Origin of the sequence: Flavobacterium sp. S87F.05.LMB.W.Kidney.N (assembly GCF_004366435.1) — a bacterium.
GTDB lineage: Bacteria > Bacteroidota > Bacteroidia > Flavobacteriales > Flavobacteriaceae > Flavobacterium.
Genome location: NZ_SODX01000007.1, coordinates 251744 through 268794, shown reverse-complemented (window position 1 = coordinate 268794; position 17051 = coordinate 251744). Strand labels below are relative to the sequence as shown.

At 34.0% G+C, this 17051-nt stretch carries 15 protein-coding genes; 11 read left to right on the top strand and 4 right to left on the bottom strand.

Going from position 1 to position 17051, the window contains the following annotated elements; all coding sequences use genetic code 11:
• Positions 1-36: 36 nt before the first annotated feature.
• From EDB96_RS20055 to EDB96_RS20045, 3 genes are all read left to right on the top strand, one after another.
• Positions 37-1530, top strand: a complete 1494-nt coding sequence (locus EDB96_RS20055) for a cellulase family glycosylhydrolase (RefSeq protein ID WP_208326203.1) — start codon at positions 37-39, stop codon at positions 1528-1530.
• 112 nt (positions 1531-1642) lie between these two features.
• Positions 1643-3589 carry a sialate O-acetylesterase gene (locus tag EDB96_RS20050; RefSeq protein WP_134142765.1) on the top strand — a complete coding sequence of 649 codons (1947 nt, stop codon included), beginning with the start codon at positions 1643-1645 and terminating at the stop codon, positions 3587-3589.
• 345 nt (positions 3590-3934) lie between these two features.
• Positions 3935-6331 (top strand): glycosyl hydrolase family 95 catalytic domain-containing protein, encoded by a 2397-nt coding sequence (locus tag EDB96_RS20045; protein WP_134142764.1) that lies wholly within the window; start codon positions 3935-3937, stop codon positions 6329-6331.
• 378 nt (positions 6332-6709) lie between these two features.
• Here EDB96_RS20045 and EDB96_RS20040 read toward each other — a convergent pair whose 3' ends face one another.
• Complete coding sequence (locus EDB96_RS20040) at positions 6710-7261, bottom strand: CvpA family protein (RefSeq protein WP_134142762.1); 552 nt, start codon at positions 7259-7261, stop codon at positions 6710-6712.
• Positions 7262-7504: 243 nt separating this feature from the next.
• On the opposite strand from EDB96_RS20040, the gene EDB96_RS20035 reads away from it, so the two are divergent.
• From EDB96_RS20035 to EDB96_RS20020, 4 genes are all read left to right on the top strand, one after another.
• Positions 7505-7861, top strand: a complete 357-nt coding sequence (locus EDB96_RS20035) for a hypothetical protein (RefSeq protein ID WP_057115259.1) — start codon at positions 7505-7507, stop codon at positions 7859-7861.
• Positions 7862-8034: 173 nt separating this feature from the next.
• Entirely contained in the window at positions 8035-8484 is a 450-nt protein-coding gene (locus EDB96_RS20030) for a hypothetical protein (RefSeq protein ID WP_241774311.1), read from the top strand.
• 83 nt (positions 8485-8567) lie between these two features.
• Positions 8568-9587: a phenylalanine--tRNA ligase subunit alpha gene (locus tag EDB96_RS20025; protein ID WP_057115257.1), complete on the top strand. Its 1020-nt coding sequence runs from the start codon at positions 8568-8570 to the stop codon at positions 9585-9587.
• A 123-nt stretch (positions 9588-9710) separates the two neighbouring features.
• Positions 9711-10118, top strand: coding sequence for a hypothetical protein (locus EDB96_RS20020; RefSeq protein WP_057115256.1), 408 nt, complete (start codon positions 9711-9713; stop codon positions 10116-10118).
• Positions 10119-10268: 150 nt separating this feature from the next.
• On the opposite strand, the gene EDB96_RS20015 is transcribed toward EDB96_RS20020, so the two are convergent.
• The 3 genes from EDB96_RS20015 to EDB96_RS20005 all read right to left on the bottom strand — a co-directional run bounded on the left by EDB96_RS20015 (position 10269) and on the right by EDB96_RS20005 (position 13861).
• Positions 10269-11264: an NAD(P)H-dependent glycerol-3-phosphate dehydrogenase gene (locus EDB96_RS20015; protein ID WP_057115255.1), complete on the bottom strand. Its 996-nt coding sequence runs from the start codon at positions 11262-11264 to the stop codon at positions 10269-10271.
• Positions 11265-11771: 507 nt separating this feature from the next.
• Positions 11772-12929 (bottom strand): iron-containing alcohol dehydrogenase, encoded by a 1158-nt coding sequence (locus tag EDB96_RS20010; protein ID WP_134142761.1) that lies wholly within the window; start codon positions 12927-12929, stop codon positions 11772-11774.
• Positions 12930-13099: 170 nt separating this feature from the next.
• Positions 13100-13861: a type 1 glutamine amidotransferase domain-containing protein gene (locus tag EDB96_RS20005; RefSeq protein ID WP_166669335.1), complete on the bottom strand. Its 762-nt coding sequence runs from the start codon at positions 13859-13861 to the stop codon at positions 13100-13102.
• A gap of 85 nt (positions 13862-13946) precedes the next feature.
• On the opposite strand from EDB96_RS20005, the gene EDB96_RS20000 reads away from it, so the two are divergent.
• From EDB96_RS20000 to prs, 4 genes are all read left to right on the top strand, one after another.
• Positions 13947-14852: a LysR family transcriptional regulator gene (locus tag EDB96_RS20000; RefSeq protein WP_134142760.1), complete on the top strand. Its 906-nt coding sequence runs from the start codon at positions 13947-13949 to the stop codon at positions 14850-14852.
• A gap of 78 nt (positions 14853-14930) precedes the next feature.
• Positions 14931-15287, top strand: coding sequence for a PKD domain-containing protein (locus EDB96_RS19995; protein ID WP_134142758.1), 357 nt, complete (start codon positions 14931-14933; stop codon positions 15285-15287).
• A 110-nt stretch (positions 15288-15397) separates the two neighbouring features.
• Entirely contained in the window at positions 15398-16090 is a 693-nt protein-coding gene (locus EDB96_RS19990) for an NUDIX hydrolase (RefSeq protein WP_134142757.1), read from the top strand.
• Between the two features lie 74 nt (positions 16091-16164).
• Positions 16165-16998: a ribose-phosphate diphosphokinase gene (gene prs, locus EDB96_RS19985; protein ID WP_134142756.1), complete on the top strand. Its 834-nt coding sequence runs from the start codon at positions 16165-16167 to the stop codon at positions 16996-16998.
• Positions 16999-17051: the final 53 nt, after the last annotated feature.

Here is a 17051-nt window from a genome sequence, read left to right as displayed (position 1 = left end):
AAGCTGGCGTTGATTTTAACCACCAAACCAAATAAGATGAAAAATACAATTAAAGATTACTTGTTAAGCTTCGCCATGTGTTTTGCTTTTTTAGGAGTTTTAGCCTGTAGTTCTGAGAAAGAAGATACAAATCCTGTATCCATAAAGACAGTTGTTTCGAGCATTAATAAAATTGATTTTGAAAGTAAAGAAACTACAGTTGAGATTACTATTAATTCTAATGCAACAAATTGGACTTTAAGCAATCCCGCAAGTTGGATAAAATTAAGTCAAGCAGTTGGGACTTCAGGAAGCACGATTGTAAAAATTACGGCTTCAGAAAATGTAGATACAGCAGTACGAAATACAGTATTGAAATTAACTTCTACAGAAGGGAATGCTTCAGAAATTTTGATTTCTCAGGCAGCAGGAAGTTTGTACCCAAGTTATAATACGAATCCAATTGCGGCAGATGCCTCTGGAATGGGAAGTTCAGCAGTTGAATTGGCAGCTAAGATTAAACTCGGATGGAATATCGGAAATACTTTGGAAGCAACTGGAGGTGAAACCGCTTGGGGAAATCCAAAAGTTACCAAAGAGCTGATTGATGCTGTAAAAGCAAAAGGTTTCAATGCGATCCGTATTCCGTGTTCTTGGAATCAGAATTTAGAAAATGCTTCAACGGTAAAAATTAAAACCGAATGGCTGAACAGAGTAAAAGAAGTAGTGCAGTACTGCGTGGATAATGATATGTATGTTTTGGTTAATATTCACTGGGACGGCGGATGGCTGGAAAACAATATTACCGAAGCCAAAAAAGTAGAAAACAACGCCAAACAAAAAGCCTTTTGGGAACAAATTGCAACACATTTAAGAGGTTTCGACGAGCATTTACTTTTTGCAAGCGCCAACGAACCAGCGGTTGAAGATGCTGCTCAAATGGCAGTTTTAACTTCTTACCACCAAACTTTTATTGATGCAGTTCGTTCAACTGGAGGGAAAAATGCTTCTCGTGTTTTAGTCGTTCAAGGTCCGACAACAGATATCGAAAAAACAAACAAATTAATGACTACATTGCCAGTAGATAAAGTCTCTGGAAGAATGATGGTCGAAGTGCATTATTATTCGCCTTGGAACTTTGCTGGTTTAACCAAAGATGAAACTTGGGGTAAAATGTTTTATTATTGGGGTAATGGTTTTCACTCTACAACCGATACAGAACGAAATGCCACTTGGGGTGAGGAAGCAGATTTGGAGAAAAACTTCAAATTAATGAAAACGCAGTTTGTAGATAAAGGAATTCCGGTTTTATTGGGAGAATTTGGAGCAATCCGAAGAACAACTTTAACGGGAGACGCTCTGACTTTACATTTAAATTCAAGAGCTTATTATTTAAAAACAGTTGTAAAAACAGCAAAAGCAAACGGATTATTACCATTTTATTGGGATGAAGGAAGCATGGGAAACAACGGTTTCGGAATATTCAATAGAAGCAATAATACTGTTTTTGATACACAGGCTTTAAACGCCTTAATAGAAGGATTACAATAATAAATGTAGTTAACCACATAAGTGATATAAGTAAATTTAAACACAATATTAAATTAAAACTTAAATAACTTATATCACTTATATGGTTCAAAAAATATTTAAATTAGAAAAAATGAAAAAGAGTTTACTATTTATTTTTCTGATAATTAGTGTTTTGTCAAATGCTAATGTGAGAATGCCTTTAATATTCTCTGACGGAATGGTGCTTCAAAGAGACAAGCAAATCCCGATTTGGGGTTTTGCAGATCCAAATGAAAGTGTAGAAATTCACTTCAACAAACAAATTAAGAAAACACAAGCCGATAAAAACGGAAAATGGACAGTAAATTTAAGTCCAGAAAAAGCTGGTGGACCATTTGAATTAATCATTATTGGAAAAAATAAAATCACAATCAAAAATGTTTTGGTCGGCGAAGTTTGGATTTGCAGTGGTCAGTCGAATATGGAATTTCAGGTTTATAAAACCATGAATGCCGAAAAAGAAATTGCAGATTCTAATTATCCAATGATTCGTCATTTTGGTGTCGCCCAAGATTTAAGCGGCACTCCAAAAGAGGATTTGAAACAAGGAAAATGGGAAGCAGCAAATAAAGAAACGGTTGGCAATTTTACGGCAGTGGGTTATTATTTCGCTAGAAAATTGTATACAGAATTAAAAATCCCAATTGGTATCATCAATACTTCTTGGGGCGGAACAAATGTAGAAACCTGGACAAGCCGTGAAGCTTTTCAAAACAGCCCGGAATTCAAAGCCATGATTGCAGATGTTCCAGTGGTAGATATTGATTCGGTTTTTGAAATTTATAAGAAATCGGTTTTAGATAATCTCAAAAAAGTACAAGGTTTTGATGTTTCTTTAGAAAATGAAAATCAATTTAAAGATCTAAATTTTCAGGATAAAAACTGGCCGGAAATAAAAGTGCCTTCACTTTGGGAAAATCAGCAGATTGGCAATATCGATGGAATAGTCTGGATGCGAAAAACAATTGTTTTAACAGCAGAACAAGCTAAAAAGGAAGCTGTTTTGCATTTAGCAAAAGTTGACGACGAAGACAAAACATATATAAACGGAGTTGAAGTTGGAACAAATAATCTTTGGGACAAATTGCGAGTTTATAAAATTCCTGCAAATGTCTTGAAAGAAGGTGCCAATGTAATAGCAGTTAGAATTACAGATTACAGCGGCGGTGGCGGTATCTACGGCGATCCAGCTGATTTAAAAATCGATTTTAAAGACACAAACCTTCCGCTTGACGGGCTTTGGAAGTTTAATGTTGTGCAGGTAAAAATTGCAATTTCGCCAAACAGTTATCCTTCATTATTGTATAATGCCATGGTAAATCCGTTGGTTCCTTATGCGATGCAGGGCGTTTTGTGGTATCAGGGTGAAGCCAATGTTTGGAGAGCAGCAGAATACAAAAAGTCATTTCCGTTAATGATCAACGATTGGAGAACTAAATTCAAACAAGGAGACTTTCCTTTTTACTTTGTTCAATTGTCCACTTTCGACGAATTTGGCGGCAACAGTCAAAAAGGAAGCCGTTGGGCAGAACTTCGCGAAGCACAATCTGAAACTTTAAAATTGAAAAATACCGGAATGGTGGTTACAACCGATATTGGTAACGCAAAAGACATTCACCCAACAAACAAACAAGATATCGGTTTGCGTTTGGCGGCAGTTGCGATGAACAATATTTACGATAAAAAACAAGTTCACAGCGGGCCAGCTTATAAGTCTCAAGAAATAAAAGGAAATCAGATCATTTTGACTTTTGATAACATTGGCAGTGGGCTATCAACGCCAAATAACGATGAATTAAAAGGCTTTGAAATAGCGGGTGCAGACAAAGTTTTTCATTCAGCGAAAGCGATAATTAAAGACAACAAAATCATTGTTTCAAGCGATAAAGTTCAAAATCCTGTAGCAGTTCATTACGGCTGGGCAGATGATGATACGGCAATCAATCTTTTCAATAAAGAAAAATTCCCTGCATCGCCCTTCAGAACTGATAATTGGGAAATGATTACGGCGAATGAAAAGTATTCGGTGAGTAAGTAGTTTTTTAGTTTTTAGTCTTTAGTTCTTAGTTCTTAGTCCTTAGCATTAGTTATTAGTGATTAGTCTTAGTAATTAGTGAGAAGTAAAAGGTAATTTGAACGGTTTTCGAAACTTGTTTGAATGAAAAATAAATTAAAAATGTTCCGTTAGGAACAATTCATCGGTAGAACGGATGAAATCCGTTGTAAAAAATTAACAATGCAATATTGTTCCGTAGGAACATCTGATTTCTATCCTAACAGGTTTCCAAAACCTGTTAGGTATGACATAGATTTTTATTAGTTTTAGATATTCAATAAATACCTAACAGGTTTTAAAAACCTGTTAGGATAAGATAATACAGATATGATAAAAAAAACATTTCTCATCTTACTTCTCACATCTTACTTTACAAACGTTTCTGCGCAATCTAAAAATGTTTTATGGTACAAGCAGCCTGCAGAATTCTTTGAGGAAAGCTTAGTTTTAGGAAATGGAAAAATGGGAGCAACCGTTTTTGGAGGCGCCAATTCGGATAAAATTTATTTGAATGATATTACGCTTTGGTCGGGCGAACCGGTAAATGCTAATATGAGTCCAGATGCGTACAAAAATATTACCGCCATTCGTGAGGCTTTAAAAAACGAAAATTATAAGCTGGCAGAAGAACTGAATAAAAAAGTTCAGGGAAAAAACTCCGAATCGTATGCGCCTTTAGGAACATTAGAAATCAATAATTCCGAAAAAGGAAAAGCAGTAAATTATCATCGGGAACTGGATCTTTCGAACGCGATTTCAAAAGTAAGTTACGAAATGGCCGGCATAAAATATACGCGTGAATATTTTGTTTCGGCTCCAGATCAAATTATGATCATCAAATTGACAGCCGATCAAAAAGGCGCTTTGAATTTTGATGTCAATTTAAAAAGTCTCTTAAAGTCAAATGTTGAAGTAAGAAACAATATTTTGGTTCTAACGGGTTCTGCACCAATTCATGAAAATGCGGGATATACCGTTTTACCCAAATATTTAGACATAAAAGAAAGAGGAACAAGATTTACTACTTTAATCCAAATCAAAAAAACTGATGGAAAAGTTACAAGTTCGAGAGAATCTTTAAGTTTAAAAGATGCAACAGAAGCTACTATTTATGTCTCTGTTGCCACAAGTTTTAATGGTTTTGATAAAAATCCCGCAACAGAAGGTTTAGACGAAGTGTCAATTGCGTTGCAAAATTTAAACAAAGCGTATGCAAAACCATTCGATAAAGTAAAAGAATCCCATATTGCCGATTATCAAAAATTCTTTAATCGTGTAAATTTAGATTTAGGAAAAACAACCGCTCCAGATTTACCAACAGACGAACGTTTATTTCGCTACGCTGACGGAAAAGAAGATAAAAACCTAGAAATTTTGTATTTCAATTTTGGACGTTATCTGCTAATCAGTTCATCAAGGACTTTGGGCGTTCCAGCCAATTTGCAAGGACTTTGGAATCCGCATTTAAGTCCTCCTTGGAGCAGTAATTATACCATGAATATCAATCTGGAAGAAAATTACTGGCTGGCAGAAAACACCAATCTTTCCGAAATGCATTCATCACTTTTGAGTTTCATTAAAAATCTTTCGGTAACAGGAAAAGTTACGGCTAAGACTTTTTATGGAGTAAATAAAGGTTGGGCAGCGGCACATAACTCAGATATTTGGGCAATGACCAATCCAGTGGGGCAATTTGGAAAAGAAGATCCAATGTGGGCTTGCTGGCCAATGGCTGGTGCTTGGTTGAGCACACACATTTGGGAACATTATATTTTTACTAAAGATGCGGCTTATTTGAAGAAAGAAGGATATCCGTTAATGAAAGGCGCGGCCGAATTTTGTTTGGGCTGGCTTGTAACAGATAAAAACGGCCATCTTATTACATCGCCATCAACTTCACCAGAAAATCAATATAAACTGGCAGATGGTTTTGTCGGAGCTACTTTATACGGCGGAACAGCCGATTTGGCTATGATTCGTGAATGTTTTGATAAAACGATAAAAGCTTCAAAAGTTCTGAATACAGATGCTGATTTTAGAGCAAAATTAGAAACAGCGCTTGCAAAGCTTTATCCGTATCAAATTGGTAAAAAAGGAAATCTTCAAGAGTGGTATTTTGATTGGGATGATAATGATCCAAAACACCGCCATCAATCACAGTTATTCGGACTTTTTCCGGGCGATCATATCACGCCTTTAAAAACACCCGATTTGGCTGAAGCTTCTAGAAAAACTTTAGAAATAAAAGGCGATGAAACGACAGGCTGGTCAAAAGGCTGGAGAATCAATCTTTGGGCGAGACTTTGGGACGGAAACCGCGCTTATAAAATGTTCCGTGAATTATTGCGTTACGTTGATCCCGACGGGAAAAAAATAGAAAAACCAAGAAGGGGCGGAGGAACATATCCGAATTTATTCGATGCACATCCGCCATTTCAAATTGATGGTAATTTTGGAGGCGCAGCTGCCGTTGCCGAAATGTTGGTTCAGTCAGAAGAAAATGAAATTCGATTATTGCCTGCTTTGCCAGACGCTTGGGACGAAGGTTCTGTAAGTGGTATCTGCGCAAGAGGCGGATTTGAAATTGAAATGACTTGGAGCAATAAAAAACCGCAAAAAGTAATTGTTTCTTCTAAAAATGGAGGAAAAACAACTTTGATTTTTGGTGATAAAAAACAAGAGATTATTTTGAAAAAAGGAGAAAGCCTACAAATCAAATTCTAAATAGTATTTTTAGAAAAGCTTCGGAGAAGCGAAATCTTTATAGAAAAAATAAACATTTACAATATAATGCTCCAGTGGAGCGAAATATATGTCGCTCCGCTGGAGCTTTTTTACATTCGCACGATTTAATTTCTATAAATATTTTGCCTCTCTGAGGCTTTATAAAATAAAAGATATGTATAAAAACAAACTCGATAGGTTTGTAAACCTTTTAGGGTTATTTAAAAAAAAGCTTCGGAGAAGCGAAATATTTGTAGCAAAATAAATAAGCGTCAATATTAAAGCTCCAGCGGAGCGATATATAATTTTGTTGTCGTTAATAAGAAACCCGACAGTCCCGAAGCCTCGGGATAAAACCTGTTGGGTTTGATATACGAATTATTCTTTTTCAGATTCAGAACTTTCTTTTTCTTCTGGTTTATCAGAATGCTCTTTTTTAAAAGTCTCGTACCATTTTTCAATCGACGGATAAACAAAAGCAGCAACTTTCTTTACTGGATTATAAAAAATATAATTGTCTAAAGTTTCTTTTTTAGCGAAAGTATTATTGAAGTTTATTTTTTCAAACAAAGCGATAAAAATACTTAGAATAAGAATGGTTTTTAAAACCCTGAAAAGACCTCCTCCTAATTTGTTCATCCAGCCAAGCATGGCAAAATCGGCAATTCCGGTTAATATTTTGGCTAGAAAATAAACACCAATTACAACTAGAATAAAAGTTAAGATAAAAGCCGTAAGCTGAATATTTGTTGGATTCCAAGAAACATGTTTTGAAATCATTCCAGTCATTAAAGAAGAAAATTTAATGGCAAGATAAATTCCTAATAATAGCGAAATAAAAGAAGCAACTTCTACAAAAAGTCCATTTTTAATTCCTTTGTATAAACTAAAAGCCAGAAGTGCGGCAACAATAATATCAAAAAAACTCATTATTTTGGTGTATTAAATAAAGGCGCAAATATATGTTTTTTTAAGGTTCAGAGGTGCAGAGAGACAAAGGTTCATGACTTTGATGGCAAATGTAATTTTATGTGTTTAATTTTTTTTAGGCACATTGAATTTGAACTATGTATCTTTGCAAATCAAATTTAGAATACAGATTGTAATTCTGCCCCCCTTCAGAATTGAATTTTTGAGCAATCTTATCTAAAATCAACAATCTAAAATCATACAATGTCTAGAGATACACAATTAAAAGAGCGATGGGAAAAGCTCGTTGAAATACTATCTAATCAGTTTTCGCAAGGCGAAGATTTAGATTTAGATGCCATTATTTACCTAATAGGAGTTCAGGAGCTCGGAAAATTGCACCGCGAATTCAAAAAAGATGAAAAACTCAACCTAATGCACATTGCCATCTGCAGATTGCTTGAGCCTTACGGATTTTATGAATTCGATTTTTTTGACGCTGAAGGATGGCCGCATTACAAAGTAAAAGAAGAATTGCCGCCATTAAAAGCAGGAGAACAATCGGTTTTAATGAAGGAAGCAATTGTAAATTATTTTTTAGAAAGAAAACTTATTGAATAGTCCCGACACTTCGGGATTAGTTTACAGTTGCAGTCTCAGTTTTCAGTGTTTGAGACTGTAAACTGTCACTGAAAACTAAGACTAAAATTAAAAAAATGTGCAGATACGCTATGACATCTTATAAACCTCATTATGCTTGTTTTAATTGTCGAAAAACATTTAAAAGAAGATTGATGAGTGATATTAAAAAAGGAGAAAAATCCGTTTTTGAAGCCAAATGTCCAGAGTGTGCAGAATTAATGGCGAGTATGGGACTAGATTTTGAATCGCCTAAAAAAGACGATGTCAAAAAATGGGAACATCTTAAAAGCTTATATTCAGTTGGAATTACATTTCATTCCTGTGGCTGCAGCGGCCCAGGTTATATTCCGAATTCAAAAGAAAAAATAATTGAATATTTTGAAGAGATTAAAAAAAGATATCTTGAAAATATGGATTTTTGGCGCACTAGAATCGAACCCACAACAAAACAAGAAAAAGAACGGGATTTAAATAAAAACGGGCATAAATTAAGCAGTATTTCTCCTAATTACAAAAAGGAAATAGTAACCAATCAAGAAGGTTTAGATTATTGGCATGTAAAGATTAAACAAGTTGAAGAAAAGTTAAATCTCATAAAATAATTTACGGAAAACCTAAAACTGCGACTGTGAATGCACACTTTAAACTAAAAACACTAAATTTGTATCTCAATTATTGAAGGAAAATGATAGATAAGATAAAACAACATATAGAGGAAGCCAAAGCCTTTAATGATAAAAATAAAGAATCTTTAGAACAATTCCGTATTAAATATTTAGGCAGTAAAGGTTTATTGAAAGAACTTTTTACTGAATTTAAAAATATTCCAAACGATCAGAAAAAGGATTTTGGACAGGTTATAAATACTTTAAAAGCGGTTGCCGAAGAAAAAGTAAGAGTTATTCAGGAAGAACTTGAAAGCAAAGAGGAATCAAAAGGTATTTTTGGTGATTTGACTCGTGCTGCAGAACCAGTAATTATTGGTTCGCGCCACCCGATTTCAATCGTTAAAAATCAGATTATAGATATTTTTGCTAATATCGGATTCAATGTTTCTGAAGGACCAGAAATTGAAGACGACTGGCATAACTTTACGGCATTAAATTTACCAGAATACCATCCGGCGCGTGATATGCAGGATACATTTTTCATTCAGACTAATCCTGATGTGTTATTGCGTACGCATACATCATCTGTTCAGGTGCGTTATATGGAAAATCATAAACCGCCAATTCGTACGATTTCTCCAGGACGTGTTTTCCGTAACGAAGCAATTTCATCTCGTTCTCATTGTATTTTCCATCAAGTGGAAGGATTGTACATTGATAAAGATGTATCTTTTGCCGACTTGAAACAGACATTACTTTATTTCACAAAAGAAATGTTCGGAAAATCTAAGATTCGTCTTCGTCCGTCTTATTTCCCATTTACAGAACCTAGTGCTGAAATTGATATCTATTGGGGTTTAAAAACCGAAACAGATTACAGAATCACAAAAGGAACTGGATGGCTGGAAATTGGAGGCTGCGGAATGGTAGATCCAAACGTTTTGAAAAATTGCGATATCAATCCAGATGAATTCAACGGTTTTGCTTTCGGAATGGGAGTAGAGCGTATTGCAATGCTTTTATACCAAATTGGCGATATCCGTATGTTTTATGAAAACGATGTTCGTTTCTTAGAGCAGTTTAAATCAAATATATAATTTGCAATTTTAGATTTTAGAATGTAGATTTTAGATTATTCTGTTGTCTAATGTAGTGTCATAATATAATAAACCTTTGTTGAAGTTTAGGCTTTGACAAAGGTTTTAAAGCTTTTAATAAAAATGAAAAAAGATATAATAATTCCAGAAGTTGAAAACGTATTTCTTGCCGCAGTGCAGGAATGGAGCGACGATTTTATGGAAAAAGTATGGTACGCTTATTTAGTTAATGATAGTGACTTTAACTTAGACAGCGTTATGGTGGTTTCAAAAGCATTTGGAACTATCGATGGCGAAATGAAAAAAACTTCAATTCTGCGTCATGCTTTTGTTGAAGTTCCCGCTGTTTCTGTGGTGAAAATCGAAATGATAGAAAAAAGTCTTTTGGTTTTGAACAACGAATTTATGGTGACATTCTTCATTGGAAACACTTTATACGATAAGAAATTCATTTTCAAATCGAACTTAATCAACGAAAACAATACGGAAGAAGTGCCGATTCTTTTTGTTGAAGGTGTAATGGTGAAGTAGAGTGCTAAAGAAGCAAGAAGCAAGAGGCAAGAGGATAGAATTAAGAGAATAGATAAAGAAGAAAGAGCCAATACTGAAATTCAGTTTGGCTCTTTTTTATTTCAGTATTTTTTCTCTTGCTTCTTTATTCTTGCTTCTATTTTCTAAAATTTAATCTAAAGATTCCGTTAATTTCTTGAAAACCGTTTTTGCATCTTTCCCTTCGTACAGAACAGCGTAAACAGCGTCGATAATTGGTGTTTTTGCTCCGTAGCCTTGATTTAGTTTATACGCACTTTTTGTTGCATAATAACCTTCTGCAACCATGCTCATTTCCATCATGGCACTTTTTACAGTATATCCTTTTCCAATCATATTTCCGAACATTCTGTTTCTAGAGAAAACAGAATAACCTGTAACTAATAAATCGCCTAAATAGGCAGAGTCATTAATGTTACGTTTCATTTTATGTACTTTACGGATGAATTTTTTCATTTCACGGATTCCGTTACTCATCATTACCGATTGGAAATTGTCTCCATATCCTAAACCGTGAGCGATTCCGGCAGCAATTGCGTAAATATTTTTTAGCATTGCCGCATATTCAGTACCAATAATATCATCTGAAATTTTGGCTTTAATATAATTTCCTGAAAGTGATTTTGCAACAATGCAAGCTTTTTCTGGATCTCCGCAGGCAATTGTTAAGTACGAAAGTCTTTCTAAAGCAACTTCTTCTGCGTGGCAAGGACCAGTGATAACTCCAATATTATAATAAGGAATATCATATTGGATATGGAAATGCTCACCTACAATTAAACTTGTCTCTGGAACAATTCCTTTAATAGCAGAAAAAATAATTTTATCAGCCAAAGAAACAGTCATATTTTTTAATTCCGCATCTAAAAAAGCAGATGGAATGGCAAAAATGATATAATCTGCGTATTCAATTGCTTCATTTATGTTATTGGTCAATTTAAGCTTATTGGTGTCAAATTCAACAGAACTTAAATAATTTGGATTGTGTTTGTATTTCTGAATATGTTCGATCGCAGAATCATTACGCATGTACCACGCAATTTCTGAAAGATTAACGCATAACATTTTTGCAATTGCCGTTGCCCAGCTTCCTCCTCCAATTACTGCAAATTTTAATTTTTCGCTCATTATTTTAATAATTTAAAACAAAAGTACTTAATAATGTGCTAATAAAGCAAAGACTGATTTAAGAAATTTATCAAATGATTCTTCTGTACATTTTGAGATAACATTAAAAGAGTTGATTTCAGGATATATTTCGTCTCTTAAAATTAAAATTCCTCTAAAAATATTTTTTTAAAGTAAATTCTTTCAATTTAAATGTATGGTTAAACAAAATAAAAAAGGTAAATAATCGAAAAGCCTGAATATAAAGGGAATTAGTATTGTGAATCTAATTTAAATGAAAAAATATTTTTAACCTACACAATAAAACATGAAAAGGCACGTTGTAAGTTTTTATAAATTAGAATTTTAATGAATTTAAAAAGAATTGAGTTAGTTAGTTTTGTTTTAGTATTTTAAAAAGGCGTTCCTAAACTTGTTAAGAACGCCTTTTTTAATGAAATTCCAATAAAAAAATCCAAATTCCAAAGTAGATTGGAATTTGGATTTTTTTTAAATTAGGATTTATCTTTAATAAGAAAGCTCTACAATCGATTTTACTTTATCTAAAGTTACCAATTGGTTTTCGCCTAAGCCTTTCCAGCCTCTTTCGTCAAAACGATTTACGATAAAATCTGCAGTATTGGAATAATCTTGTGTGTATTGAGAAAGTTTGGTATCCATTCCCATTGTATGGAAAAACTCAACTGTTTTGTTAATTGCTTCTTTTGCCACTTCTTCATCAGAACCAGAAAGATTAAAAATACGTCTTCCGTATTGGGCTAATTTTCCTTTTTTAGTTTCAAACATTACATTGTACAAACTTGGACCGATAATCGCCAATGTTCTCGCATGGTCAATTCCGTAAAGTGCTGTTAATTCGTGGCCAATCATGTGAGTTGCCCAATCGCTTGGAACACCTTTTTGAATCAACCCGTTTAAAGCCATTGTACAGCTCCACATAAAATTAGAAGCTAAAGTATAATCTGTTGGATTTTCGACAACTCCTGGCCCAACTTCAATTAAAGTCTGTAGAATTCCCTCTGCAATTCTGTCTTGTAGAAAACCTTCGTGTGGATAAGTTAAATATTGCTCCATTACGTGGGTATAAGCGTCTACAACTCCGTTCTGAATTTGTCTTTTTGGTAAAGATGCAATTACATTTGGATCGCAAATTGAGAATACTGGAAATAAAGCACTTCCTCCAGAAGCTAGTTTTTCTTGAGTGGCTTCAATCGTTACCACGTATCCAGAATTCATTTCGCTTCCTGTTGCTGGGAGAGTCAAAACAGTCCCAAAAGGCATAGCATTTTCTTTAATTAGAATACGTTTTTGCAGAATATCAATCGGGTTTCCTTCAAAATTAACTGCTGCTGAAATAAACTTTACACCGTCAATAACAGATCCTCCACCTACGGCCAAGATAAAGTCAATTTTTTCAGCTTTGATAACATCAACCGCTTTCATCAAAGTTTCAAAATGCGGATTTGGCTCTATGCCGCCAAATTCAACAATTTCAAAACCTTTTAAGTTAGCGATTACTTGATCGTAAATTCCGTTTTTAAAAATACTTCCGCCGCCGTACGCCAAAAGAATTTTAGCGTCTTTTGGAAGTAAAGTCGAAAGTTTCGCAATTTGTCCTTTCCCGAAGATTAAATTCGTCGGATTATATAATTCAAAGTTGAGCATTTTTTTAAGGTTCTAAGTTGCTAAGATTCTGAGGTTATAAGGTTTTCCTTTTTAGGCTTAGCAGCATGTTATTTAATTTTTTTAAGATTCTGGGTTGCAAAGATTCTGAGCTGCTAAGCCACAAAGTTTGTAAAACCTTAGCATCTTAGCACCTCAGAATCTCAGAACTTTTATTTCAATTCTTGTAATAATTTTCCAGCTACTAGTTTAGACGATGCAGGATTTTGACCTGTAATCAAAAGTCCGTCTGCAACTGCATAAGGCTGCCAGTTTTCACCTTTAGAAAATTTAGCACCATTTTGAGTTAAGGCATCTTCCAATAAAAAAGGAACCACTTTTGTCAAACCAACCGCTTCTTCTTCTGTATTGGTAAAACCAGTTACTTTTTTACCTTTTACCAAGTATTCACCTTTTACTTTTACGTTTTTCAAAACCGCAGGAGCATGACAAACAAAAGCTACTGGTTTATTATTCGTATAAAAAGCTTCGATTAAAGCGATAGAGTTTTTGTCTTCAACTAAATCCCAAAGCGGACCGTGTCCTCCAGGGTAGAAAACAGCATCGTAATCTTTTTGGTTAACGGTTGAAAGTTTTAAAGTATTTTTTAATTTTTCCTGTAAAGTTTTATCAGCGTCAAAACGTTTCGTGTCTTCAGTTGCTGATGCAGGATCTGCACTTTTCGGGTCAATTGGCGGCTGTCCTCCAAGCGGAGAAGCAATTGTAATTTCAACTCCTTGATCTAACAATTCATAGTAAGGCGCAGCAAATTCTTCTGACCAAAATCCTGTTTTTTCTCCTGTATTGCCCAGTTTATCGTTACTGGTTACAACAAATAATACTTTTTTCATACTTTTTTTATTTGATTTTTGCGCCACAGCAGAAATGCCTGTCGCTGTAAATGCAATTATTGCGAGTAAAGCTATTTTTTTCATAATATTAAATTTTAAACAAATTTACGGCTTAAGTGATATCAGTAAAAATAAAATAAACTATATTTGTTATAAATAAATTTATGTCATGGTAAATCTAGAATGGTACAGAACATTTAAAGCAGTTTATAAAAACGGTAATTTTTCGGTAGCGGCAAAGGAGTTATTTATGAGCCAGCCTGCCGTAAGTCAGCAGATTTCAATGCTCGAAGCGCATGTTGGTAATAAATTGTTTAATAGAAAATCAAAAGGCGTTGAACCAACCGAATACGCTAAGTTACTGAATAATTTGATTATAGATGCGCTAGATCGCCTCGAAAGTGTCGAAGCTGGTTTCAGGGCAAAAGCCGAAGATGCGAATAGATTGATTTCGGTTGGAATTTCAAAACATCTTTTTAATTGCGTTGGAGATCTTCTTATTTCAAAGTTTGATTTGATCGATTTTACTTTTGCAGAAAACGATGAACTTTTTGCCTTAGTAGACGCCAAAAAACTTGATTTTGCCATTACCACAAAAAGGTTTGATACATTTGATACGACTTATGAAATTGTCGGAAAAATTAAATTGATAATGGTTGCCCCGACAAATTTGGACATAACAGATTTCCGCCAGAAATTAAAAGCAGACAATTTTACCGAAATAGAACAATGGCTGAACGGGCAGAAATGGTACAGTCATGATGCTAGAATTCCGCATATAAAATTATTTTGGCTTCATGCTTTTAATAAAAAAAGACCGTCTATGGTGCCTAATTATATTATTCCATCAGAATCTGAGATGTTGAAACTTCTCTCTAAACATGATGGAGTAGCTGTAACATGGAATTGTAATGCTCGAAAATTAATAAAAGAAAATAAATTGCAATTGTTATGGAACAGTTTTCACGTTCCAGAGGAGTTTGTGTATTTATTAGCGCCCAAGAACAATAATTTGAAATCTTTTTTTGATATTATTGAGAAAGAACTGAAAATGTTCTTCGGCAATAGAATGTAGATTTTTTGTTTGCGATTTCGAAGTATTCAATAAAGCAATAACTTTGAGTAAATTAAACTCCTATAAATAAGATTGATTATGAGAAAGATAACAACCATTTTAGTACTTGTTACAGTTTTGTTTATTAGTAATTCATGCAGTAAACATGACGATGAAGTAATTATTGATTGTCTAGCAGAATCTATTTACATTAAAATACATAATTCTACAGATACTAGTAATCCGAAATTAATGAATTATTCCGTTGAATATACTGGAACAGGAACGCTAAGTTCTGTAAAATGGAGCTTTGGAGATGGAACTGTGGCAGCAGGAGCTGCGGTTACGCATACTTATGCTGCTGCTGGCGAATATACAGCAACGGCTGCGGTAACAATTAAACAAGACGGTTCAGAATGTACTTCCAGTCCAAAACGAACGGTTACAATAAATTAGAATAAGAGATAAAAGATACTACTTATGAGCCAATTTTATAATTTAAGCTTTTGCATTAGATTATAAAATTGGCTCTCATTCGCTATATTTGTTCGATATGATTTTATAATATGAAAGAATTACAAAATATTAGAATTGCTGTAGATGCTATTGTTTTTGGTTACAAAAGCAATGGGTTGTATGTGCTTTTAATCCAGCAGCAATTTGGTTCTTCAGAAAAATATTGGGCTTTGCCAGGCGGTTTAGTTCAAGATAATGAATCTTTGAGTGATGCAGTTATTCGGGAATTGCATGAAGAAACAAATGTACAGCTAACTTTTATGGAGCAATTGTACACTTTTGGAGATGATATTAATCGAGATTCTAGAAATCGTGTTATTTCTGTTGCTTATTATGCATTGGTTGACGCTTCAAACTTAGAAATTAAAGCTAATACTGACGCCGAAAAAGTACAATGGTTTAAAATTAATGAAATTCCGCCTTTGGCATTCGATCATAATTTAATCTTAGAAAAAGGAATTCAGAGACTAAAAGCAAAGCTGACTTACGAGCCAATTGGTTTCGATTTACTTCCTGAAGAATTCTTGTTTTCTGATCTCGAAAATCTGTATTGTACCATTTTAGAAAAAGAAATTGATCGACGAAATTTCAGAAAAAAAATACTCAGCTACGGTATTTTAGAACAAACAGAAAATTTTTCGCCCATAAAAACAGGTCGTCCTGCCAAACTTTTTAGGTTTAATAAGTTGAAATATAACGAATTAACTAAAGAAGGTTTTCACTTCGAAATAAAATTTGCGTAATTTTTACACAAAATAAATTGTTTATTTAAAATTTAATCCTACATTTGCGTATAATTAACGCAAACTAAAAAACTATGATACTAAATCTCGACCCCAAATTCGCTCCTTTTCAAAATCAGGAAGAAATCAAATTTCAAAGTTTTACTTTCTCTGGAGGAGAACCACATATTAAAATCAATCCGGATTTCGACAGAAATCATAAAATAACAATCACGCACCGATTAAATTCATTCAATGATTTAGGTTTATTGTGCATTACAGTTGATGCATTGCGAAGAATGGACGTAAAAATTATCGATCTCTTTATTCCGTATTTTCCAGCTGCGAGACAAGATCGTGTTATGATTCCGGGCGAACCTTTATCTGTAAAAGTATATGCTGATATTATAAATGCATTACAATTGAATAAAGTTTTTGTTTTTGATGCACACTCTGAAGTGACTCCAGCTTTATTGAATAATTCTACTGTAATTCCAAACTATACTTTTATTAGAGAAGTATTAAATAGAATTGGCGAAAACGTAAAATTGATTTCTCCAGACGGTGGCGCACTTAAAAAAATCTACAAAGTCTCTGAATTTTTAGGAGGTGCTGAAGTTGTAGAATGCAGTAAAAGTCGCGACGTAAAAACTGGAAGATTATCTGGTTTCAAAGTATACGAAGATGATTTACAAGGAATAGATTGTTTAATTGTTGATGATATTTGCGACGGTGGCGGGACTTTTGTTGGTTTGGCTGAAGAATTAAAAAACAAAAATGCGGGCAAATTATACTTAGCCGTAAGCCACGGAATTTTTAATAAAGGTTTTGAAGTTTTAAACTGCTTTGATGCCATTTTTACAACCAATTCAGTAAAAGACTTTGAAGGCGAAAGCGTTCAAGTGATAAAGTTAGATCAACTAATTTGAGAAGTTTCAAGTTTCAGGTTTCAAGTTCTTGACGTAACCTGAAACTTGAAACA